The organism is Arthrobacter sp. AQ5-05, assembly GCF_003287975.1.
Lineage (GTDB): Bacteria > Actinomycetota > Actinomycetes > Actinomycetales > Micrococcaceae > Paeniglutamicibacter.
Genome location: NZ_QMKQ01000001.1, coordinates 147,552 through 169,726, shown reverse-complemented (window position 1 = coordinate 169,726; position 22,175 = coordinate 147,552). Strand labels below are relative to the sequence as shown.

Below are 22,175 nucleotides of genomic sequence, written 5' to 3'. Positions count from 1 at the left end.
TATTACCTCCGTACGATGGAACGCAACAGCCGCAGCGCGACCGACAGGGACGCCATGTCATCGCGTTCCAGCCGGTTCACTTCCGCGAACATGTTCTGTGCACGATCAAGGTTAGCCGCGTTCGCCTCCAACCACGCAGCCACACGCGCGGCCGGGTCCGTTTCCCCCGGATCCGTGACGGCAACGACGTCGCGGGTGAAGTCGATGATGGTCGAGTACAGGTCGTCGCGCAGCGCGGCGCGGGCCAGCGCCTTCCACCGGTCGTCGCGCGGCAGCGAGGTGATCCGCTCCAGCAGCGAGTCGACGCCGAAGCGGTCATAGAGCACGTAGTAGACCTTGGCCAGCTCGGTGGCATCGGCCCCGGTGCGGGCCGCGGCCGTGGCGATGTCCAGCAGCGCGAAGGACTCGAACTGGACGGCCCAGCGCGTCGCCAACGCCTCGTCCAGGCCCCAGCCCTTGCCCTCGGTCGTCCAGGTCGCGACGCGCTCGGCATCGACCCCCCGGAGCATCGAACCGACCTCCGGGCGCAGCGCCCGCACGGTCGGGGCCAGCGCGGCCACGGCGTCGTCGACGTCCTGTTCGCGGTCCACGTGGTGGACGTACCAGCGCGTGGCCCGATCCAGCAGCCGGCGCATGTCCAGGTGCAGACGGCACCAGTGCGTGGAGTCGAAGGAGGCCGGCAGCGCGTTGATCGCGTCGATCTCGGTGTCCAGCGAGTAGATTTCCCGCAGCGCCACGAATGCCTTGGCGACCTGCGCCTCGTCGGCACCGGTCTCCTCCATCACGCGGAACGCGTAGGTGGTGCCGCCGATGTTGACCATGTCGTTGGCCACCACGGTGGCGATGATCTCGCGGCGCAGCGGGTGGGAGTCGAGGTCCGCCCCGAACTGCTCGGCCAGCTGCACCGGGAAGTAGTTGCGCAGCGTCTTGGCGAAGTGCGGGTCGTCGGGCAGGTCGGACGCCGCCAGGGCGCCGGCCAGCTGGATCTTCGCGTAGGCCACGAGCACCGCCAGTTCCGGTGCGGTCAGCGTTCCCCCGGCGGCCAGGCGCGCCTCGAGCACCTCGGTGGAGGGCAGGAACTCCAGCTTCCGGTCAAGGTCCGCATGCTCCTCGAGCCAGTCCATGAGGCGTTCGAACGCCGGGGACCAGCTGGTGAGCTCCTGCTTGTCGTTGAGCAGCAGCACGTTCTGGTCGAAGTTGGTCTTCAGCACCAGGCGGGCGACCTCGTCGGTCATCGAGTGCAGGAAGGCGGCGCGCTCGGAGGCCTCCAGCTTCCCTGCCACGACCATGCGGTCCACGAAGATCTTGATGTTGACCTCGTGGTCCGAGCAGTCAACGCCCGCGGAGTTGTCGATGGCGTCGGTGTTCAGGATGACCCCGTGCAACGCCGCCTCGATGCGGCCGCGCTGGGTCATGCCCAGGTTGCCGCCCTCGCCGATGACTTTGGCGCGGATCTGCTCGCCGTTGACGCGGATCGCGTCGTTGGCGCGGTCCCCGACCTCGGCGTGGGACTCGTCGGAGGCCTTGACGTAGGTGCCGATGCCGCCGTTGTACAGCAGGTCGACGGGTGCGCCCAGGATGGCCTTGAGCAGTTCGTTCGGGGCCATGGAGCTGACCGTGGCACCCAGGCCCAGGGCCTGGCGCACCTCGGGGGAAATCGGGATGGACTTCAGGGAGCGGGAGTGCACCCCGCCGCCGGCGGAGATCAACTCCTTGTTGTAGTCGGCCCAGGAGGAACGGGGCAGCTCGAACAGGCGCGCGCGCTCGTCGAACGCGGCCCCCGGCTCCGGGCTCGGGTCCAGGAAGATGTCGCGGTGGTCGAAGGCGGCCAGCAGCTTGACGGTGCGGGTGCGCAGCATGCCGTTGCCGAACACGTCCCCGGACATGTCGCCCACGCCCACGGCGGTGAACTCCTGGGTCTGGGTGTCCACGCCGAACTCGAAGAAGTGGCGCTTGACCGACTCCCAGGCACCGCGGGCGGTGATGCCCATGGCCTTGTGGTCGTAGCCCACCGAACCGCCCGAGGCGAAGGCGTCGCCCAGCCAGTGGCCGCGCTCCTCGGAGATGGCGTTGGCGGTGTCGGAGAACGATGCGGTGCCCTTGTCGGCGGCGACCACCAGGTAGGTGTCGTCCCCGTCCAGGCGCACCACGTTCGCCGGCGGCACGACCTTCTCGCCGTGCTCGTCGACCACCAGGTTGTCGGTGATTTCCAGCAGCGAGCGGATGAAGATGCGGTAGGAGGCCTTGCCCTCCTCCATCCAGCCGGCGCGGTCCACGGCCGGGTTGGGCAGCTGCTTGGCGTAGAAGCCGCCCTTGGCGCCGGTGGGGACGATCACCGCGTTCTTGACCATCTGTGCCTTGACCAGGCCCAGGACCTCGGTGCGGAAGTCCTCGCGGCGGTCGGACCAGCGCAACCCGCCGCGGGCGACCTCGCCGAAGCGCAGGTGCACGCCCTCGATGCGCGGGGAGCAGACCCAGATCTCGTACTTGGGGCGCGGGAAGGGCGCGTCGGTGATCTTGCCGGGCAGCAGCTTGAAGGCCAGTGCCGCCGGATCGATGTAGTAGTTGGTGCGCAGCGTGGCCTCGATGAGGTTCACGAAGCGGCGCAGCAGCTTGTCGGCATCCAGCGTCGGGACCTTGTCCAGGGCCTCGTTGAGCACCTCGTGGGCGGCCTGGATGGCGACGGCGGATTCCTCGGGGGTCAGGGCCGGGTCGAAGGTGCCCTCGAAGAGCGCGATGATCCCGTGGGTGACCTCCGGGTTGGCGACCAGGGTGTCGGAGATGAACGCATAGGAGGTGGAGACACCCAGCTGGTGCAGGTAGCGGGAGTAGGCGCGCAACAGCCCGACCTGCTTCCAGGAGACCGATTCGAGCAGCACCAGGCGGTTCATGTGGTCGGATTCGGCCGCGCCGGTGACCACCGCGGAGTAGGCGTCGGCCAGCAGGGGCTCGGTGTCGATCGGGTCGATCCCGGCGGGGAACTTCAGGCCCAGATCGTAGAGGTAGCGCGGTTCGGCGCTCGAAGGGGTCACGGCGAAGGGCCGTTCCTCGATGACTTCCAGGCCCAGGTTCTGCAGCACCGGCAGGATCTTGGACAGCGACAGCGGCGCGGTCAGGTAGAGCTTCATCCGGGCGTTGACCTCGGAGTCCTCGTCCTCCTCGGGAACGTAGAACTTCACCACGGGGCCGACGTGCGCTTCGTCCTCATACTTGCCGAAGCGCTCGATGTCGGCCAGCGCGTCCTCGACCTCGAACTCGACGCGGTAGGCGGCGGGGAAGGCCTCGGACCAGCCGGCGGCCAGCGCGGCGCCCTTGTCGTTGCCGTAGAGCTCGTTGGCGGCCACGGAGATGCCCTCGGACCAGGAGCGCACGGCGGCGACCAGGCGGGTTTCCAGTCCGGCGCGGTCCACCACGGGGGTCAGCCCGTGGCGCTGCAGGCGGATCCGGTAGAACAGGCGCACCAGCGAGGACTCGGACATGCGGACCTCGAAGTCCATCGACTCGGCGTTGAACGCCTCGGTCAATTCCTTCTCGATACGCAGGCGCACCCCGGTGGTGTAGCGGTCGCGCGGCAGGTAGACCAGGGCGGACATGAAGCGCCCGTAAACGTCGGGGCGCAGGAAGAGCGAGGTGCGGCGGCGTTCCTGCAGGCGCAGGATGCCCAGCACGGTGTCGGTGAGGTCCTCGACGGAAATCTGGAAGAGCTCGTCGCGCGGGTAGGTCTCCAGGATCGTGACGATGTCCTTGCCGGAGTGCGAGTCCGGGGCGAAGCCGGCGAGCTTGAGCACGGCCTCGACCTTTTCGCGCACGACCGGGACGCTGCGCACCGAGGAGGTGTAGACGCTGGAGGCGAACAGGCCGATGAAGCGGCGTTCGCCGTTGACGTTGCCCTGCGCGTCGAAGCGCTTGACGCCCACGTAGTCCAGGTAGACCCCGCGGTGCACCGAGGAGCGGGAGTTGGCCTTGGTGATGACCAGGGCACGCTTGTCGCGGGCCATGGCCCGGCCGCGCTTGGTCAGGTGCTGGGTGTCGCGCGCCGGGATGGCGTTGCGCATCAGGCCCAGGCCCGATTCGGCCTGGATGCGCAGCACGTCTTCGTTGTTCTCGGTGATCAGGTCGTACTCGCGGTAGCCCAGGAAGGTGAAGTTCCCGTCGTCGAGCCAGTGCAGCAGGTCGATGGCGGCGTCCAGGTCGGGGATCTGCTCGGCACCGGTGACGGTGGCCAGGGAGTCGGCGATCTCGTGGGCCTTGTTGCGCATCGGGGCCCAGTCCTCCACGGCGGCGCGCACGTCCCCCAGGATGCGTTCGAGGCCGGCGACCAGTTCGGTCAGTGCCTCGTCGCTCGGGTCCCCGCCGAGTTCCACGGAGATCCAGGATTCGATGGCGGTGTCTCGGTTCCCGGCGACCAGCGCGGAGATCTGCGGCAGGGCGGCGGTGTCGCCGCTGGCCAGGTGCTCGTTGGCCGGGACGGTGTCCAGGGCGGTGATGTGTCCGTCCTCGGCGTCGCGGCCGACCACGAAGGTGGGGTGGACCACGACGTTGATGGCATGGTGCTGCCGCACGATCTCTGCGGTGACCGAGTCGACCAGGAACGGCATGTCGTCGGTGACCACGTAAACCATGGTCATGGCGGCGTGGCGGGTGACGGCCACGCGGGGCGTCTTGGGCTCCCGTATCCAGCCAACGGCCAAGTGGGCTCCCACCCTGGATTCAAGTTGCTGCGGCGAGTAGGCCGCCGCGTCTTCTGCTGCCAATTGCCCGTAGTAGGTTGCTACCAATTCGGGCGTGAGTGTCTCAGCGATGAAAGTTTCGGACATGCTGGACTCCGACGAGTTCAAAAGAACGCCTCCGTGGATCGAGTGTGCGTTGCGCTCCGTTGCGCAACGCTGATGCTACAACACTATCCCGCCCGGTTATAGACGTCACATCGAGGGTGAAAAACGGTGCCGAATCGTCTGTTTGGCTCCGATCCGGCGCCCGGCGAGGGCAGCGACGGCCACCCGGAGGCCCGAATGCGGGGCGATCTCTGCTAGGGCGCTGCCGGCCAGCAGCGCCGCATCGACCGCCGCGGGGTCGTTGGGCAGGTATCCGGCGATCGGCAGCCCGGGCCCGAAACGTTCCCATGTCTCGGCCAGGGCGTGGCGCGGGGAGGCCCCGGCGTTGGCCGCACTGACCCTGTTGAAGAGTACTTTCACCGGCATTTCCCCGAGCACCTCGTGCATTTCCTCCAGGCCCCTGATCAGCCGCGGCACCCCGATGCTGTTGGCCGCCCCGACCGCGTAGACCTCGTCGGCGATGCGCAGCATCGCGGCGGTCACCCCGTTGCGCTGCGGGGCGGCGGTGTCAAAGGAAAGCTCCTCGTCGAGTTCCAGTGGCGCGGCGACGTCGATCACGATGGTGTCACAGACCTCCTGCAGCGCCAGGACCGCGCGGCGCAGCGCGGTGGGACGCAGTTCGGGCCAGCGGCTGGCGCGCGGCAGACCGGTGGCCACGCGCATCCTGGCCCCGGCAATCAGCACCGGTGCACAGATCCGTTCCAGCTTCGCCGCGTCGAACCGCCCGGAGTCCACGGTGCGGCAGATCTGTGCGATGCCGGCGGCCTCGTCGAGCAGCCCCAGCTGCACTGCCTGGGAGGCCCCGTAGGTGTCGGCATCCAGCAGCACCACCTCCTGGTTCCCCAGCGCGCATTCCACGGCGTAGTTCAGCGCCAGCAGGGAGCGGCCCGGGGAACCCACGGGGCCCCAGAAGACCACCACCCGGGCACGCTTCCGGGCCGTCGTCCCGGGTTCTTCGCCCGCCGCGGCCGGATCGGCGCCGCGATCCCGGTGTCCCAGCTCGGCCCGGGCCCGGGCTGCCAGGATGCCCAGCTCCGGGGCGGTGCTGCCGGTTCCCGCCACGTAGGCGCCGGCCGCGCCGAGCCGCTTGCCCTGGGCGGCGTCGTCGCAGAGCACCAGCACCGGCACGCCGCGCTCGATCATCGCGTCGATGTCGCGGGTTTCAACTTCCTCCGGCGGCCCGGCCAGGATCGCCGCGTCGGCCAGCCCGGTCTCGCAGAGCGCGATGACCTCGGCCATCTCGGTGCAACTGCGGGCCACCGTGAGCACCCCGCGATGGCTCTCGAGCCTGTCAACCACCGTGCCGTCGTCCCCGTGCAGCACGACCGAGATGTTCATGAGGCACTGGCCCCGGGGTTGAAGACCACGGTGATCCGCGCGTCGTTGGCCATGGCCTCGAGCAGGTCCGCCAGCCCGCTGTCCACCACCAGGATCTCGACCAGGGTCCCGGCCGTTCCGCCGAAGCCGGTGGCCCGTTCGGTGCGGCCGGTGACCTCGGCCGAGGGCAGCAGCAGGGTCGGCGGGGCGTAGGCATTGGCGGTCCGGTCCTTCAGCGAGACCCAGACATCGACATGGGCCCCGGAGGTGATCGCCGCCGGCAAGGCATCGGGCAGGTCGATGGACACCGGGCGGCGGTTGGTTCCGTCATCCAGCCCCAGGGAGCTGCGCGGGAGCAGCTGTCCGGCGCGGACCAACGAGTTGGCCCGGGTACCCTCGAGCAGTGAGGGGTCCGCGGGCACGTAGCGTTCCTCGAGGGCGTCGAGCTTCACGTTCACCACGTTGAGCTTCTCCGCGGTGATTTCCTCGCCCAGGGAGATGTCGGCCTTTGCCGAGTACATGGGCGTGGTGCGGTCCATGGAACTGGTCAGCGCCACGACCCCGACGCAGGAGGCCAGCACGATCAGGATGCCCAGCAGCAGCCGCGGGTCCTTCCAGCTGGGTCGTCCCAGCCTGCCTGCCGTTGCCGCCACCGCGTCGCGGGCCTTGTCCATGTCGATTTCCCCCCTCGCCATGACCCCGCGGGTGCGCGGCCAGGGAGTCTTCCGCTTGGCTGCGCAGAAACGCGGGATGCTTCATCGGCGGAGGCACGAGCACCGCCGTTGTCCTTGGGGGCCACCATACGCCGTGGCGGCGGTGCGTGAAAGGGGGGCGTGCCCGGCTGTGGACGGCGCGGGCACCGACCTCATTCCTCGCGGCGCACCCTGGCCACGGCCGAAAACGGGATCACGCACCGACCGTGGACGGCAGGTGCACGGCGGAATTCGTCTCGCTCGTGCAGCGCCACTTCCACGAAGTCCTGGCCTACCTGGTCCAGGGTTCCGCTGGCCAGTGGCTGCCCGTCTGTTCCGCCGATGCCCACCCTGGCCCGGTCCCGCACCAGCACGCGCAGGGCCTGGGAGAACGCGACCCGCCGCTCCCCAGGCTCAGGGTTCCGGCCCGCCTCCCGTCCGGACCACCAGGCCAGCGCACGGAAGGGAACGAGTTCCTCGGTGCCTTCGTGGCGCAGCATCAGCCAGTCCTTGCCGAGGGAGGAAAGCTGTCCGCCGAGGCGTTCGGCACCGAGCAGCTGCACATCGACCCGTGTGCCCAGGTTCCGTGCCAGGCGCTGGACCAGCGTCTGGCGGGCGCGTTCGATCCGCACGAATTCCTGGATCTCACTGGCCTGGTCGCGGGCAGCCTCGGCCTCGAATTGTGCCTCCAGGTCTGCGAAGAGCGATTCCCATCTCATGGGCCAACCCTAGATGCCCAAAAGTTTCCCGCCTACCCCTCTGGATTCCTCGTGCATGAAGTGTCATCATGCTGTTACAAACACATGCAAACATCATTAAATGACATCAAAGAAGGTCAAGATGCGTTCACAAACAGCCCGCGACGCCCTGGCGCTCGTGGCGACGGCCGTCCTGTCGCTGGGCCTGCTCGGTGCCAGCATCGTGCTTTGGCGCTCCCTGCAGGAGCGCGCCGCCACCGGCGCCCGGCTCGACGCGTGGTCCCTGGAACGACTCACCGGCCTGGCCATGGGATTGCTGGGTGCCGTGGCCGTTGCATGGCTGTTGTTGTGCCTGGCACTGGCCCTGGCCGCCCGCCTCCTCTCAGCCTGCGGGCACCGGCGTCGCGGTGCAGCCCTGGCGGCGCTCGTCCCCGGATTCGTCGCCCGGGTGGTGCTGGCGGGGTTCGGCGGCTCCCTCGTGCTGGCCGGATGCACCTCGGCCGCCGCCGTTGCCGCGACCCCGGCGGCCGTTGCCGCGCCGATGGCATCGGCCCAGCACCTCCAGTCCGCAGCGACCCACCAGCACGAGCGCCAGGCCGGCCCACGGCCACCGGAGGCCACCGCGCCAAAGGGCACCGCGTCAAAGGGCACCGAAGCCGAACTGCTCAGTCCCGGATTCATCCCGCACCGGGTGCCGCTGCCACTGGCACGGCTGGGCGGCGGAACCACCCGCACGATTGAGGAGGTCGTGGTCCGGCCCGGAGACAGCCTCTGGGCCATTGCAGCCCGCCACCTGCCATCGAGCGCCGGCCCCGAAGAAATCGCCGCAGCCTGGCCACTGTGGTTCGCGGCGAACAGCCGACTGATCGGCCCCGACCCCGACAAGCTCGAGGTGGGCGTGGTGCTGCAGGCACCGCGGCTCGCTTCCCGGAGGTCCTGAACCCGCTTGCACACCCCATCCTCCATCGTCGAAGCCATCCGCCCACCAGGAGTCCACCATGTCCATCACCGCCCTCGAGCCCGCCCCTGCCGACACCGTGCAGCCGCTCGTCCACGCAAATTTCTTCACTGCGCCGGACCCCGCCGCGGTGGAGCCGACCCCCATACGACGTTTTCCCCAGGCCTTCGGTCCCGGACCGGACCGGCGTGGAAAGCGCTGCCCGGGCCGGGAACCGGGTGCCGGGGCACCGGCGCGCAGCCTTCCGGAGCCGGTTCGGCTCGAAGAGGATTCCCGCGCGGACAACGGACACGATTTCGCCGACGGACTGCGGCCAAAGCCGCCCACCGCGGCTGCCCGGGCGGTGGCGGACCGGCTCTTCCCGCCCATGGACGGACTGCTGGGCCCGGCCGAATCAGTGGCAGCGGTCGTGCACGCGGCCGCACCGGCGGTGCTGGAGGTACTGGCCGGGGCACGCCCTGCACGCCAACTGCTGCGCGCGCTGAGCCCGGAGTGCATGCTGAAGCTCGACCACCACATGCGCCTCGGCGCAATCCAGCGGCCCGACCCCGCGTCCTGCTGCTATTCAAACCCACGGGTGCTGCGGATGCGCATCACCCAGATCCTGCCCCTGGTCTTCGAGGCGGCGGTGATCATCCGGGACATGCAAAACGTCCGTGCCGCCGCTCTGAGGATAGAACGGTGGCACGGACGTTGGCAGGTTACAGCCCTGGAGATCGGCTAGCGGCGCTTGCCCTTTTTCTTCTTGTTGTTGCCGCCGGCGGTCTTCGGAGCCGCGGCATCGGGGGTGCGCTCGATGTGGGTCGAGGCCTCGCCGCTTTCCTCGGGTGCCGTGTAGCGAAGCGTGGCCGGACGGGCAGGGGCTTCGAGGCCCGGGGTGTTCAGGGTCGGCTCGGTGGTCACCGAGCGACCGTCAATGACACCCGGCAGGGACATTTCCGGGGCCGGACGGGTCTCCACCTCGATGTTGAAGAGCATGCCGATGCTTTCCTCGCGGATGGATTCCATCATGGTCTGGAACATCAAGAATCCCTCGCGCTGGTACTCGACCAACGGGTCGCGCTGGGCCATGGCACGCAGGCCGATGCCCTCCTTGAGGTAGTCCATTTCGTAGAGGTGTTCCTGCCACTTGCGCCCGATCACCGAGAGCACCACGCGGCGCTCGAGCTCGCGCATGTTTTCCTCGCCGACCGCTTCCTCGCGTGCCGCGTACTGCAGGCGCGCGTCGGAGAGGATTTCGCGCTCCAGGAGTTCCGGGGTGATCGCGTCGCGGTGGCCGGCTTCCTCGGCAACCTCGTCGAGGGTGATGGAGATCGGGTAGAGCTGCTTGAGGTTGCCCCAGAGCCGCTTCAGGTCCCAGTCCTCGGCATGTCCCTCGCCGGTGGCCTCGGTGACCATGGCCTTGACCACGTCCTCGAGGAAGTGCCCAACCTTTTCTTCCAGGTCCCCGCCTTCGAGGATGCGTCGGCGGTCGCCGTAGATGGCCTCGCGCTGGCGGTTCATCACGTCGTCGTACTTCAGCACGTTCTTGCGCTGCTCGGCGTTGGTGCCCTCGACCTGCGCCTGCGCGGTTTCGATGGCCTTGGAAACGATCTTCGATTCCAGGGCCACATCGTCGGGCATCGAGGGGTTGTTCATGATCCGCTGGGCGGCACCGGCGTTGAAGCGGCGCATCAGCTCATCGGTCATCGACAGGTAGAAGCGTGACTCGCCCGGGTCCCCCTGGCGACCGGAACGTCCGCGCAGCTGGTTGTCGATGCGGCGGGACTCGTGGCGTTCGGTGCCCAGCACGTAGAGGCCGCCGGCGTCGGTGACTTCCTTCGCCTCGTTCTCGACCTGCTTCTTGGCCGTCTCGAAGACGGAGTCCCAGACGCGCTCGTATTCCTCGGAGTTCGTTTCCGGGTCAAGCCCGCGGCGTTCCATCTCGGCGACGGCCAGGAACTCGGCGTTGCCGCCGAGCATGATGTCGGTGCCGCGGCCGGCCATATTGGTGGCCACGGTGACGGAGCCCTTCTTGCCGGCCTGGGCGACGATGGCGGCCTCGCGGGCGTGCTGCTTGGCGTTGAGGACCTCGTGGCGGATGCCCTGCTTGGCCAGCAGGCGGGCCAGGTATTCGCTCTTTTCCACGCTGGTGGTGCCCACGAGCACCGGCTGGCCGGTGGCGTGGCGCTCGGCGATGTCCTGGACCACGGCATCGAACTTGGCGATCTCGTTCTTGTAGATCAGGTCGGCCTGGTCCTTGCGCAGCAGCGGCTTGTTGGTGGGGATCTCCACCACGCCGAGCTTGTAGGTGCCCATGAATTCGCCGGCCTCGGTCTGCGCCGTGCCGGTCATGCCCGCAAGCTTCTTGTAGAGGCGGAAGTAGTTCTGCAGGGTCACGGTCGCCATGGTCTGGTTCTCGGCCTTGATCTCCACCCCTTCCTTCGCCTCGATGGCCTGGTGCATGCCCTCGGAGTAGCGGCGCCCGGCCAGCGAACGGCCGGTGTGCTCATCGACGATCATGACCTCGCCGTTGATCACGACGTAGTCCTTGTCGTTCTTGAACAGTTCCTTGGCCTTGATGGCGTTGTTCAGGAATCCGATCAGCGGGGTGTTGGACGCCTCGTAGAGGTTGTGGATGCCCAGGTAGTCCTCGACCTTTTCAATGCCGGGTTCCAGCACGCCGATGGTGCGTTTCTTCTCGTCGACCTCGTAGTCGACGTCGAGGCTCAGGCGGGTGACCAGCTTGGCGAATTCGGTGTACCAGCGGTTGACGTCGCCGGAGGCCTGCCCGGAGATGATCAGCGGGGTGCGGGCCTCGTCAATGAGGATCGAGTCGACCTCATCGACGATGGCGAAGTTGTGGACGCGCTGGACGAGCTCCTCGGAGCTCCAGGCCATGTTGTCGCGCAGGTAGTCGAACCCGAATTCGTTGTTCGTGCCGTAGGTGATGTCCGCTTCGTACTGCTTGCGGCGTTCGGCGGGGTCCTGGTTGGACAGGATGCAGCCGTTGGTCAGGCCCAGGAAGCGGTAGACGCGGCCCATCAGGTCGGACTGGTACTCGGCCAGGAAGTCGTTGACGGTCACCACGTGGACGCCCTTGCCAGTGAGGGCGTTGAGGTAGGCGGGCGCGGTGGCGACCAGGGTCTTGCCTTCGCCGGTCTTCATCTCGGCGATGTTGCCCAGGTGCAGGGCGGCGCCGCCCATGAGCTGGACGTCGAAGTGGCGCATGCCCAGGGTGCGGTCCGCGGCCTCGCGGACGGCGGCAAAGGCCTCGGGCAGCAGAAGGTCCAGGGACTCGCCGTCGGCAATGCGCGCCTTGAACTTGTCTGTTTCACCACGCAGTTCCGCATCGGACAGGGCACGGAATTCGCCATCAAGCACGTTGATGGCGTCGGCGTATCCACGCAACTTCTTCAGCGTCTTCTTGTCGCCGGTACGCAGGATACGTTCAAGCAGTGATGCCACGAGGCAGCTCCCAAATCTCTAGCACAGGATTTCTGGCGTGTTCAGTCTACGTGAGAGATTGCTTTCACTTGTGGCTTTTAGCTGGATTCGGGCGAGCTTAGTGAAAACTCCAAGGCTGCTGCCAGATTCCCGTGTGCCGAAACCACGACTTCGTCGAGTCCCAGCCACCGCGCCATGAGCCGCAATTCGGCTGCCAGCTCCGCCGCGGTGTTCCCGGGCGCGCCGGGCTCGGCGAAGGCACCACGGACCAACAGCCTGCCGGTGGCACGTTCCGCCTTCAGGTCCACGCGGGCCACCAGCGACTCGCCCAAGAGGAACGGCAGCACGTAGTACCCGTAGATGCGCTTGGCCGCCGGCGTGTAGATCTCCAGGCGGTAGGTGAAGCCGAAGAGCTTCTCGATCCGGCGACGGTTGAAGACCATCGAGTCGAAGGGGCCCAGCAGCGACCTGGCATGCGAGCTACGGGGAACGACGGTTCCGGGCAGCAGGTAGAACGTGTCCTTCACGCCTGCCACGCCCACCGTTTCGAGTGCCCCGCCGTCGGCCAGTTCCTGCAAGACCGCCGCGCTTTCGCGCAACGGGAGCCGGAAGTAGTCGGCCAGGCAATGCACGCTTCCGATGCCGTGCGCCCCGGCGGCGGCCAGCAGCAGCCGCTCCATGCCCTGGCGCCGGTCGTGCCCGGCCGCGGGTGCGGGCGCTTCGGGGAACACCTGGTGCAGTGCGGTGTAGCGGCGCTCGAACGCGCCGTTGCGGCCCTCGGTGCTGATCATCCCCTCGGCAAACAATGCCTCCAGTGCGCGCTTGACCGCTGACCAGTTCCAACCCCACGAGTCATGGTCCTTGATGTGTTCGTGGCCCAGTTCTGCGGCGGCTTCCCGGGAGGTGCGGGCCTTGCCGTCGGCAAGCAGCCGAAGGATCCGGTGGGCCAGGGCGCGGCCATCGTCGTCGATGGTCTTCATGCTGCCGGGCCAGGAGCGCTGCTGCCACGGGACCAGGTCCTTGAAGTGGTCGCTGCGCACCAGCGAGGCCTCGTGCGCCCAGTACTCAACCACCCTGCGCGGTTTTTGCACCGCGAGCGCGTCCAGCAGTTCCGGGGCGTAAGGGCCCAGTCGCGAGAAGATCGGCAGGTACTGGGCCCTGGTGACGATGTTGACCGAGTCGATCTGGATCAGTTCCAGCCGGGCAAAGGCCCGGCCCACCGCACCAAGATTCACTGGTGCGGCGGGCCGGGGACGATGCAGCCCCTGGGCTGCGATGGCGATGCGACGGGCCTGTGGTGCGGAAAGAATCCTGCTCATGGTCCCATCGTATGCGCCGGCAGGTCAGGCGTTGACTGGTTGCGGATCCGGGTCGCGGTAGCGACGGGTCTCCAGGGTGGATTCGTCGGTGGCCTCCGGATCCAAGGTGATGGTGCCGTAGGAGTACTGCTGGTTGCCCTTGGACTTCCGGGCGTAGACCACCGAGTGTGCCCCGGTTGCCGCGTCCACGAAGAGGTAGAAGGGGTGGCCGATCATTTCCATGCGGTCCACGGCATCGTCGACGCTCATGGACTCCGCCGGGAAGACCTTGCGGCGGATCTCGATCGGCGGCGCACCGTTCTCGGAGGCCTCGGCGGCCAGTCGGTTTTCTTCTTCCTGCTGCGCCAGACGCGTTGCCTCGTGCAGCGGAACCGAGCTCTTGGCCGGCTCCAGTCCGCTGGTTGCCTGGTGGACGGCCTGGGGCGTCCGGGTGCCGTGGTGGACCTTGCGGCGGTCCCGGGCCTTGCGCAGACGCTCAAGAAGCTTGGCGAATGCGGTGTCGAAGGCAGCGAACTTGTCGGCGGCCTTGGCCTCGGCACGGATCGCCGGTCCCCGTCCCAGAACAGTCAGCTCGACGGTCAGGGCAGTCTCCGCATTGCGTGCGTGCTGCTCCTTGGTGACCTTGATGTCCAAGCGCTGGATCTTCGTTGCAAGCTGATCGACCTTGTCGATCTTCTCGTCCACGTACTCGCGGAAGCGATCCGTAACACTGACATTGCGCCCGTTGATCGTCATCTCCATGGTGTCCTCCATCATTGCTCAGGTGACACATCAGCGACCGAAGAAGTCACTCCTTCCGGCCGCTGAAGATGGGTTCGTTTCCCCTTGCGGGGTGCCCATACCTCACCCTATGACAGATGCAACGATAATCAAGGATGTTTGGATTATTACTTCATCGCGTTGCGCGAACGTGGTGTGTTTCATCCGGTGCGGGCGTTGCCGCGAGCACCGCCGCCCCGCATACCCGCAGTCCGGAACCAGCCAGGGCGCGGTGTGCCTCGGCCAGGGTCGCCCCGGTCGTGAGCACGTCGTCGACGAACAGCACCTGGGTGCCGGCGGCCACAAGGCGTGCCAGATGCGGAGTCGCCGGCGCGTGCATCGTGCCGTGCACCGCGCCCCGGGCGCGTCTGCCCTTGCCCTTTTGCGCGGAGGTGAACTGCCGGGCCACCCGGTACCGGACCAGGTTCCCCACCTGCACCCCAGCGGGCAGCACCCGGGCCCGTCGCAACCGGGACAGCAGCAAGCCCACCGGGAAGTAGCCGCGCCGGGACCTGGCCCGCAGTCGCGTGGGCACCGGGACCAGCACCACCGGGCGGCCAGGGTCCACCAGGGTGTCCAGCGAGGCGAGCACCGCGCGGGCCAACGGCGGCACCAGGTACCTGCCCAGGGCCGGCATCTGGTGGTTCTTGAAGGCCAGGACAACGGCGGCCAGTTCGTGCTCGTAGGCACCGGCGGCAACCACCGGCAGCGGTTCGAGGCGCCCATCCAGCGGCAGTGCCGCGGCCCGGTTTTCGACCCGCCTCGGGTGCAGGCAGGATGCACGCAGCGACCCGGCACAGGGTCCGCACACCACGGTGTCCGGACGCCGGCAACACACGCAGTCCACCGGGAACAGCAGTGCCGCGGTGCCGTGCAGGCCCGCTCTCACGGCCCGGGCACCGCGGTGCCTCCAGAGCGCATCGAGGAGCCGGACCCAGGAACGTGCCGGGGCGCGCCGGGGAACGGGCGACCTGCGGTAGATGGCATCCGGGTCCGGCCGGATCCAGGGTTTCATGCACTCCAGCATGCTCCCCCGCGCCATCCCCGCACGATGCCCGGTGGCCGGTCTGTGGAAAACCGCGACCGGCAACCGGGCAATCAGCCCGGGTAGGACAGGTCCCGGACCATGATTTCCATTTCGTGCCAGGAGCTGCCGACGCGCGTGTAGATCTTGTCCTTTGTCTCGGCGTACACGGGGCGGCGTTCCCCGGGACCGGCCGACAGATCGAGCATGCCCAGCAGCGGCAGGTACGTCACGCGGGTGCCGGTCAGGCCGATTTCCTCTGCCGCCACCTTTTCGGTGGTGCTGGTTGCCGAGACGATGACCGAGACATCGGAGTTCCAGACCGCTTGGGTCGCCGGGACCTCGGGGTAGAGCCGCTTGGGCGGGGCGAAGCCGCGCGGGGCGCCGTCTGCATCGCGCAGGATCCCGCTGATCGTCACGCTGGTTTCCCCGTCCTTCGAGGAGACGATCAGGGCTCGGGCCCCGTCCCGCGACACGCGCAGCGAGGAGACCTTGGCCCGCTCGAGCCAGTCGGCGGTAATCGGGCGGACCTTGCCGTTGCGCACGGTGTCTTCCGGCACGGCAAGGACACTGGTGGTCGAGGAGTTGTCGACGGTCCAGGTCCAGCCGTGGGCATCCATGGAGGGCCGGACCAGGTCCTTCCCGGTGGCGACCACCGAGCTGCGGCCTTCCTCGTTGATGGCGATCAGCTTGGTCAACGACCCGTTCAGGAACGCGTAGCGGTTCCCCTGCGGGCTCATCGCCGGCAGGTGCGGGTCGTATCCGGAGATGTCCCCGATGCCGCCAACCAGCCGCAGCGACTTGCCCTTGAGGTAGTACAGCGCCTTGTCCAGGACCCCGATCTGGGTGTCGGGGACCGGGGCATTGACCTCGGCGACCTGGAAATCGGGGTCCTTGGGTCCGATCTTGACCTCGGACTGCTCATCGGTCATCACCGCCGAGCGCACGGTGCCCAGCCCGCCGAGGCTCAGGTCCAGTTGCTGCTGCATCTGCTGGCGGGAAAGCTCCGTCGAGTCCAGGAACGTGGCGGACTTCAAGTCGACGGTGGCCCGCTGCGATTCGATCGGCACCGAGGACCGCACCAGCGAACTGCCCGGCGGGAACGCCGAAACCACCGCGTTCTCCAGGTACGGTGCCGGGCCGGCCAACAGCGCCTCGACCATCACCGCGGCCACGCCCGTGCGGGTGGGGAACCAGCGCACGTCGGGCACCGCGTATTGGTAGCTGACGTCGTAGAAGTACAGGGTCTGCGGGGCGAAGACGTGGCTGAAGCTGGCCTTGTCCAGCATGATGCCATCGGGAAGCTGGGAAATGCGCCACTGGCCATCGGCCTTCTCCAGCGCCACGTCCACCGCCCGGGTGGTGTGCGCGGGCAACTCGGTCATGATGCCGGAGGCATCGACCTCGGAGACCACCTCCATCTGGATGGTGAAGGTGTTGGGGTTGGTGCCGGGGATCACCGAGGGTCGGGCGTCGTAGACCAGGGTCCGCACCGAGCCCTTCCAGACCCCGCCCTGCTTGGGGTTCAGGAATTGGCGGGCGGTCTTGTAGTCGTCCTGGGCCGCGATGCCTGCCTCGATGAATCCCTCGACGATCTCCCGGGGGGTGGCGTCGGGGGTCGGGCCGGGAAGGTCGAACTGCACGTTGCCGTCGGCATCGGTGCCGGAGCCATCCAGCGCAATGGACTGGACCGGTGAGTTGCGCGGGATCTGCGAGCACCCGGTGAGCACCAGCGCGAAGCCCAGGAGCACGGCCAGCAGCATCCGGGGAGTTGGGCGGTTCCTAGTCATGCGGGTGGTGCCTTCCTGGGGTGTGGCCGCCGGTGCCCGGCGCCGCGGCATCCGGGTGCTCCTCGGGGATCAGGGGCGGGGCGGGCTTGAACCCGATCGCGGGGATCTCCCCGGTCAGCGGGAAGGAGACGACCATGCCGCGGTCGAACACCGCGTCGGCCAGCACGATGGGCTCCAGCGGAAGCGGGGAGGCGATGATGGTGTCGCCCAGGATCCGCGGCAGGGTCAGCCGGAAGCACGAACCCACGCCGCGCTCCCCCCAGGCCTCCAGCCTGCCGGAGTGCAGCCGGGTGTCTTCCATGGCGATGGACAGCCCCAGGCCGGAGCCGCCGGTGGTCCGTGCCCGGGCAGGGTCGGCGCGCCAGAACCTGTCGAAGACGCGGGTGCTGGCCTCGGGGCTCATGCCGATGCCGCGGTCGCGCACGGTGATCGCCACGGCGTTTTCGTTGCCGGCCACGGTGATGTCGATGGGGTTGCCCTCGCCGTGCTCCACCGCGTTCAGCACCAGGTTGCGCACCACCCGCTCGATGCGCCGCGCATCCATCTCGGCCACCGCGCCGCCGGCGGGGGTGCCCAGGCGAAGCACCGAGCCCATGGCCTCCGCGTGCGGGGTGGCGGTGTCGATCACGCGCCGGGCCACGGAAACCAGGTCGGTGGGCTCGGCATCGAGCACCGCGACCCCGGCATCGAAGCGGGAGACCTCCAACAGGTCGTTGAGCAGGATCTGGAAGCGTTCGACCTGGTTGTAGAGCAGCTCCGCGGACCGCTTGTTGATCGGGTCGAAGTCCTCGCGGGCGTCGTGCAGCACCTCGGCGGCCATCCGCACGGTGGTCAGCGGGGTACGCAGTTCGTGGGACACGTCCGAGACGAAGCGCTGCTGCATGGCCGAGAGCGTGGCCAGCTGGTTGATCTGGTCCTGCAGCGAGGCGGCCATGTGGTTGAAGGAGTTGCCCAGCCGGGCGATCTCGTCCTCGCCGGAAACGACCATGCGTTCCTCCAGCTGCCCGGCGGCAAGTTTCTCGGAGACCTGCGCGGCGGCGGCCACGGGGCGGACCACCTGGCGGGTGACGTACCAGGTGATGCCGCCGACGACCAGCAGCAGCAGGCCGCCGACCAGGCCCATGGCCCGGTTGATGAAGTCGAGGGTCTTTTGCACGCTGGACAGGTCGTAGACCAGGTACAGTCCGTATTCGCGGCCCGGCGGCAGCGTCACCTTGGTGCCGAAGATCAGCCCCGGGCCGGCGCTGGCCCCGGCATTGACCTCGATGGACTGCCAGTAGGTGGCGTTGGACTCCTGGACCTGGGCGGACAGGGCCTCCGGTACGATGCGCGAGGTCAGGTTGCCGCTGGCGGTGGGACCCACGTAGAGGTTGTCGTCCCCGGAGAGCGGGACCAGCACGAAGTCGCGGGGCACCAGGGCGGTGTCGCCCTCGAGGATCTTCAGCGTGCTGGTCACCAGCGAGCGCGTGCTGGTGCGGTCGGTGGTGGCAGCGGAGTCGAAGATGGCGCGCACCTGGTTCAGCCCGCGCAGGGACTCGGACTCGACCTGGTTGAAGCGCTCCTGGAACAGGCCCGTGGCGATCTGGTTGGACAGGAACGCACCGGCGCCCAGCAAGGCCAGGGCGGTGAGCAGCACAGCGGAGGTCACGGTGCGGAAGAGCAGCGAGCGGGTCCAGCGCGAGCGCACGGTGTTGCGCGCGCGTGCCATTGCCGTCCAGGCGCGGCGGTGCCAGGGGTGCCGGCGGTCCGGCTCCGGAACCCGGGATTCGGCCGGGGCCGTTTCGACGGTGTTCATGCTGCCCGTCATCTCCAGGCTCAGGCCTGGCCCGCCTTGTATCCCACGCCGCGCACGGTCAGCACGACCTCGGGGCTTTCCGGATCCATCTCGACCTTGGACCGCAGGCGCTGGACATGGACATTGACCAGCCGGGTGTCGGCGGCGTGGCGGTAGCCCCAGACCTGCTCGAGCAGCTGCTCACGGGTGAAGACCTGCCACGGCTTGCGGGCCAGGGCAACCAGGAGGTCGAATTCCAGCGGGGTCAGGCCGATCGGCTCGCCCTCGCGGGTCACCCGGTGGCCCGCGACATCGATGCTCAGGTCCCCGATCTTCAGGGTTTCGGGTGCGTGCTGTTCGCCGGGGCGCAGCCGGGCGCGCACGCGCGCCACCAGTTCCGCGGGCTTGAAGGGCTTCGGGACGTAGTCGTCGGCACCGGATTCCAGGCCGCGGACCACGTCGGCGGTGTCGGACTTGGCGGTGAGCATGACGATCGGGACATCGTCCTCGGCGCGGATGAGCTTGCAGACCTCGATGCCGTCCAGCCCCGGAAGCATCAGGTCAAGCAGCACCAGATCGGGCTTGACCTCGCGGAAAACACCCAATGCCTTGGCACCGTCGTAGCAGAACACGGCCTCGAAGCCGTCGTTCTGCAACACGATGCCGATCATTTCGGCCAGCGCCTCGTCGTCGTCGACAACCAGGATGCGTGCCTTCATAATCTGCCCTTCCGTAGCCTTGCGCTGGACGCCGCGATAAGCATGCGCCCGGATACCTCAAGACTACATGAGCACACCGGGCAAATCGCCGCGGAAACGGCAATCCACCACATCGTTTGTCTCGCATTCCGGCGCGGCTAGACTGGCCGCAAGGGGAGGAACGGCTCGGCCGGCACCCTTCCCCGCCCCGGAGCCCCCGCCAAGGATTGAGGTCGTTTCCCGATGCCAGCTGATTCCCAGGTCCCGGAACCGGGGCGGCCCGATCCGCACCCGTCCTGGGGCCCGCCCCCGTCCGGGTGGGATGGGCAGCCGGATGTTCCATCCGGCGCCGGCCCGGAGCCCGCGCACCATTTCCAACAGCCGGCAAACCCCGGGGTGATCGAGCTGCGGCCGCTGGGGTTCGGCGACCTGCTCGATGCGACATTCGCCGTCATCCGGCTAGCGCCGATCCCCACGTTGCTCAACGCGGTGCTGGTCCAGCTGCTGCCGGCGCTGGTCGCACTGTGGCTCTTGCTTCCCTGGTTCACCGGCTTCGAGGTGTCATTGGATTCGGGCAGATCCTCCCCCGCCGAGGTGGTGCAGGGGCTCGAACGGTCCTGGCCGCCATTGGCCGCGGGGTTCGGCACCTACCTGGCGGTGCAGCTGCTGGCAGGGGTCTTGGTCGTTGGGCCGAGCACCGTCGCGGCCATGCGCGCCACACTGGGTCTGCGCACCGCGTGGGGCACCTCCCTGGCGTTGAGTTCACGGGCGATGATCCGGCTGGCCGCCTGGAACCTGCTGGCCGGAGCCGCGGTGCTGCTGGTGCTGATGCTCTCGGTGGCCGGCGCCGTCGCCCTGGCTCGCCCGCTGGGGCTGGCCGGCGCGGGAATCCTGCTGGCCCTCTGGCTCCTGGCGTTGTTGCCGCTGTATGGGTGGCTGGCCATCAAGCTCTGCTTCGGACCGGTCGAACTGGTGGCCAGGTCCATGGGCATCGGTGCGGCCATCGCCTCCTCGTGGAGGCTGGTGCGCGGATCCTGGTGGCGGATCCTGGGGATCCTGCTGGTGGTCGGAATCGTCCTGGGGCTGCTCTCGGGGCTCGTGGTCCAGATCCTGGATGTGGCCACGGGCCAATTCCTCTCCGGCTCCGACGCGGCCCTCGGCGTGTGGGTCGGCGTTGCCGCGCAGGCGGTCGTGGGCGCCCTGTCCATGGTGCTGGGCCAGGTCATGCTCACGCTGCTGCATGTCGACGCGCGGATCAGGCACGAGCGCCTGGACCTGGTGCTGGAGGCGGAATCCCGCACCGGTCCGCCGCACCCGATTCCCGGGCACGGGGCACGGACCGTCCAACAGCCCCGGTAGGCCCGTACCTGTGGCCCTAGCCGTCGACGCGGACCTGGTTCAGCGCCTCGGCGTAGCCTGCCAGGCGCCCGAGCACCGCGGTCGCCTGTGCCGGGGACAGCTCGGCCAGACCGGCCGAAGGCATCAGCACCAGGGCGCCGAGCGCCGCATCGGGCAGCCCGAGCTGGCGCCACGGACGGCGGATGGCGTTGACGGCCTCCACGACGCCGGGCAGCTTCGAGCCGGCGTCCACGGTACCGAGCCACAGTCGCGTGCCGGATTCCACCGCCCCGGCAACCAGCTCCCACCCGGGCACGGTCAGCGAGGCGGCATTGGCGCCCAGCGAATCGGCACCCGCCTCCAGCGCGGTGGCGGCAAGACCCGTCCAGGTCCCGGGTTCGGCCTCGGCGCCGATGACGACCTCCCCGGCGCCGGCGCCCCGCAGCGCCTCGACCAGTTCGCTCCACCAGCCGCGCAGCTCGGCGGCGGGCACCGAGCGCAGCGTGCGGTAGCCGCTGGAGGTCGGCAGCGTCCCGTTGAGCACCGCCCCGGCGTCGGGCTCGTCGATGTACACGGTGATCTGCTGCCCGCCGGTCATCCGGGAGACCGCTTCGAGGTGCCGGGCGGCACCCAGCGCCAGGGACTGGGCCAGGTCGCGTCGGGCCCCGTGGTCGGAGACGGCTCGTTCGCCGTGGTGCAGGTGCAGGTTTGCGGCCAGCGTGGCCGGGCCCGGGAACTGGATCTTCAGCTCGGTGCCGCCGGATTCCTCGGCGCCGATGGCATCGGCCAGCACGTTCAGGTCGGTGCGCAGCGCGGAGGCGGCCCGCCGGGCATCGATGCCCGGGGCCGCGGCCAGGCGCCAGCCGTAGGGCTGCAGGTCCACGACCATTTCCTCCAGCAGCTGCGCGCCGCGGCCGATCACGTCGGAGCCGACACCGCGGCCCGGAAGCTGGTGCAGGTGCGGCAGGTTGGGCGCGCCGATCTCGCCGCGGATCACCAGCACGGATTCCATCGGGTCGCTGCCGGGCATGGGCCCGTGCGCGCTGGCCTGGACCTGGCGCGCCGCTGCCCGCGTGCCGGATCCGGGTTCCGGCTCGGGGTGGATGCCGGGGCGGGTGTCGGGTTCCACGCTAGTTGCCGTTCTCCGCGTGCGTCGCCGATATCGTCTGGTGGTGCCTGATGACCTCGGAAATGATGAAGTTCATGAACTTCTCGGCGAATTCCGGGTCCAGGTGCGCCTCCTGGGCGAGGCGGCGCAGGCGCTCTATCTGCGCTTTTTCCCTGCCCGGGTCGCTCGGCGGCAGCGCGTGCACCGCCTTGAGGTGGCCGACCCGCTGGGTCGCCTTGAAGCGTTCGGCCAGCAGGTAGACCAGCGTCGCGTCGAAGTTGTCGATGCTGCTGCGGATGGACAGCAGCTCCTCCATGACCTCTTTCTGGACGGTGTCGGCCAGGGAACTGGCGGCGGGGTCGTAGGCGCCGGTTTCGGCGTTGTCTGGCACCTGTGCGTGGTTCTGTTGGCTCATGAACCCAAGTCTAGGGTTGCGCGC

16 protein-coding genes are annotated in these 22,175 nt (G+C 68.5%); 3 read left to right on the top strand and 13 right to left on the bottom strand.

All coding sequences use genetic code 11. The annotated features are described in order from the left end of the window. Positions 1-2 precede the first annotated feature (2 nt). The 4 genes from DQ353_RS00855 to DQ353_RS00840 form a co-directional block, all read right to left on the bottom strand. A complete protein-coding gene (locus DQ353_RS00855) occupies positions 3-4,817 on the bottom strand; it encodes an NAD-glutamate dehydrogenase (protein WP_113761223.1) in 4,815 nt (1,604 codons plus the stop codon). A gap of 105 nt (positions 4,818-4,922) precedes the next feature. Next, on the bottom strand, positions 4,923-6,173 hold the full coding sequence (locus DQ353_RS00850; protein WP_113760909.1) for a CpaE/TadZ family protein: 1,251 nt from the start codon (positions 6,171-6,173) through the stop codon (positions 4,923-4,925). After that, positions 6,170-6,826, bottom strand: a complete 657-nt coding sequence (locus DQ353_RS00845) for a CpaB family protein (protein ID WP_220093946.1) — start codon at positions 6,824-6,826, stop codon at positions 6,170-6,172. Before DQ353_RS00845 ends, DQ353_RS00850 begins: the two co-directional genes overlap by 4 nt. A 191-nt stretch (positions 6,827-7,017) precedes the next feature. Beyond that, on the bottom strand, positions 7,018-7,563 hold the full coding sequence (locus DQ353_RS00840; RefSeq protein WP_113760907.1) for a hypothetical protein: 546 nt from the start codon (positions 7,561-7,563) through the stop codon (positions 7,018-7,020). Between the two features lie 100 nt (positions 7,564-7,663). On the opposite strand from DQ353_RS00840, the gene DQ353_RS21930 reads away from it, so the two are divergent. Continuing rightward, positions 7,664-8,482, top strand: a complete 819-nt coding sequence (locus tag DQ353_RS21930) for a LysM peptidoglycan-binding domain-containing protein (protein ID WP_220093945.1) — start codon at positions 7,664-7,666, stop codon at positions 8,480-8,482. Between the two features lie 58 nt (positions 8,483-8,540). Beyond that, positions 8,541-9,224, top strand: coding sequence for an Rv3235 family protein (locus DQ353_RS00830; protein ID WP_113760905.1), 684 nt, complete (start codon positions 8,541-8,543; stop codon positions 9,222-9,224). Here DQ353_RS00830 and secA read toward each other — a convergent pair. From secA to mtrA, 7 genes are all read right to left on the bottom strand, one after another. After that, positions 9,221-11,947, bottom strand: a complete 2,727-nt coding sequence (gene secA / locus DQ353_RS00825) for a preprotein translocase subunit SecA (RefSeq protein WP_113760904.1) — start codon at positions 11,945-11,947, stop codon at positions 9,221-9,223. The genes DQ353_RS00830 and secA overlap by 4 nt on opposite strands. A gap of 77 nt (positions 11,948-12,024) precedes the next feature. After that, positions 12,025-13,245, bottom strand: coding sequence for a winged helix-turn-helix domain-containing protein (locus tag DQ353_RS00820; RefSeq protein ID WP_113760903.1), 1,221 nt, complete (start codon positions 13,243-13,245; stop codon positions 12,025-12,027). 24 nt (positions 13,246-13,269) lie between these two features. Continuing rightward, positions 13,270-13,986, bottom strand: coding sequence for a ribosome hibernation-promoting factor, HPF/YfiA family (hpf, locus tag DQ353_RS00815; protein WP_113761222.1), 717 nt, complete (start codon positions 13,984-13,986; stop codon positions 13,270-13,272). Positions 13,987-14,137: 151 nt separating this feature from the next. Continuing rightward, positions 14,138-15,019 carry a ComF family protein gene (locus DQ353_RS00810; protein WP_181578182.1) on the bottom strand — a complete coding sequence of 294 codons (882 nt, stop codon included), beginning with the start codon at positions 15,017-15,019 and terminating at the stop codon, positions 14,138-14,140. An 83-nt stretch (positions 15,020-15,102) separates the two neighbouring features. Continuing rightward, entirely contained in the window at positions 15,103-16,818 is a 1,716-nt protein-coding gene (locus tag DQ353_RS21245; protein ID WP_181578181.1) for an LpqB family beta-propeller domain-containing protein, read from the bottom strand. Continuing rightward, on the bottom strand, positions 16,811-18,613 hold the full coding sequence (gene mtrB, locus DQ353_RS00795) for an MtrAB system histidine kinase MtrB (protein WP_113760900.1): 1,803 nt from the start codon (positions 18,611-18,613) through the stop codon (positions 16,811-16,813). Before mtrB ends, DQ353_RS21245 begins: the two co-directional genes overlap by 8 nt. 20 nt (positions 18,614-18,633) lie before the next feature. After that, on the bottom strand, positions 18,634-19,311 hold the full coding sequence (mtrA, locus tag DQ353_RS00790) for an MtrAB system response regulator MtrA (RefSeq protein WP_071213530.1): 678 nt from the start codon (positions 19,309-19,311) through the stop codon (positions 18,634-18,636). 375 nt (positions 19,312-19,686) lie between these two features. Here mtrA and DQ353_RS00785 point away from each other — a divergent pair, with 375 nt between their 5' ends. Continuing rightward, positions 19,687-20,649, top strand: coding sequence for a DUF7847 domain-containing protein (locus tag DQ353_RS00785; protein WP_220093944.1), 963 nt, complete (start codon positions 19,687-19,689; stop codon positions 20,647-20,649). A gap of 16 nt (positions 20,650-20,665) precedes the next feature. Here DQ353_RS00785 and DQ353_RS00780 read toward each other — a convergent pair whose 3' ends face one another. Continuing rightward, a complete protein-coding gene (locus tag DQ353_RS00780) occupies positions 20,666-21,757 on the bottom strand; it encodes a uroporphyrinogen decarboxylase/cobalamine-independent methonine synthase family protein (protein ID WP_286166535.1) in 1,092 nt (363 codons plus the stop codon). A gap of 1 nt (position 21,758) precedes the next feature. Next, positions 21,759-22,151 carry a chorismate mutase gene (locus DQ353_RS00775; RefSeq protein WP_113760898.1) on the bottom strand — a complete coding sequence of 131 codons (393 nt, stop codon included), beginning with the start codon at positions 22,149-22,151 and terminating at the stop codon, positions 21,759-21,761. Positions 22,152-22,175: the final 24 nt, after the last annotated feature.

Bases quoted from the DNA above. Each gene is read 5' to 3' on its own strand.
- DQ353_RS00775 (WP_113760898.1), bottom strand. From the start codon at position 22,151: ATGAGCCAACAGAACCACGCACAGGTGCCAGACAACGCCGAAACCGGC.
- DQ353_RS00840 (WP_113760907.1), bottom strand. From the start codon at position 7,563: ATGAGATGGGAATCGCTCTTCGCAGACCTGGAGGCACAATTCGAGGCC.
- mtrA (WP_071213530.1), bottom strand. From the start codon at position 19,311: ATGAAGGCACGCATCCTGGTTGTCGACGACGACGAGGCGCTGGCCGAA.
- DQ353_RS00850 (WP_113760909.1), bottom strand. From the start codon at position 6,173: ATGAACATCTCGGTCGTGCTGCACGGGGACGACGGCACGGTGGTTGAC.
- DQ353_RS21245 (WP_181578181.1), bottom strand. From the start codon at position 16,818: ATGACTAGGAACCGCCCAACTCCCCGGATGCTGCTGGCCGTGCTCCTG.
- DQ353_RS00855 (WP_113761223.1), bottom strand. From the start codon at position 4,817: ATGTCCGAAACTTTCATCGCTGAGACACTCACGCCCGAATTGGTAGCA.
- DQ353_RS00830 (WP_113760905.1), top strand. From the start codon at position 8,541: ATGTCCATCACCGCCCTCGAGCCCGCCCCTGCCGACACCGTGCAGCCG.
- DQ353_RS00820 (WP_113760903.1), bottom strand. From the start codon at position 13,245: ATGAGCAGGATTCTTTCCGCACCACAGGCCCGTCGCATCGCCATCGCA.
- hpf (WP_113761222.1), bottom strand. From the start codon at position 13,986: ATGGAGATGACGATCAACGGGCGCAATGTCAGTGTTACGGATCGCTTC.
- DQ353_RS00810 (WP_181578182.1), bottom strand. From the start codon at position 15,019: ATGAAACCCTGGATCCGGCCGGACCCGGATGCCATCTACCGCAGGTCG.
- mtrB (WP_113760900.1), bottom strand. From the start codon at position 18,613: ATGAACACCGTCGAAACGGCCCCGGCCGAATCCCGGGTTCCGGAGCCG.
- DQ353_RS21930 (WP_220093945.1), top strand. From the start codon at position 7,664: ATGACATCAAAGAAGGTCAAGATGCGTTCACAAACAGCCCGCGACGCC.
- DQ353_RS00845 (WP_220093946.1), bottom strand. From the start codon at position 6,826: ATGGACAAGGCCCGCGACGCGGTGGCGGCAACGGCAGGCAGGCTGGGA.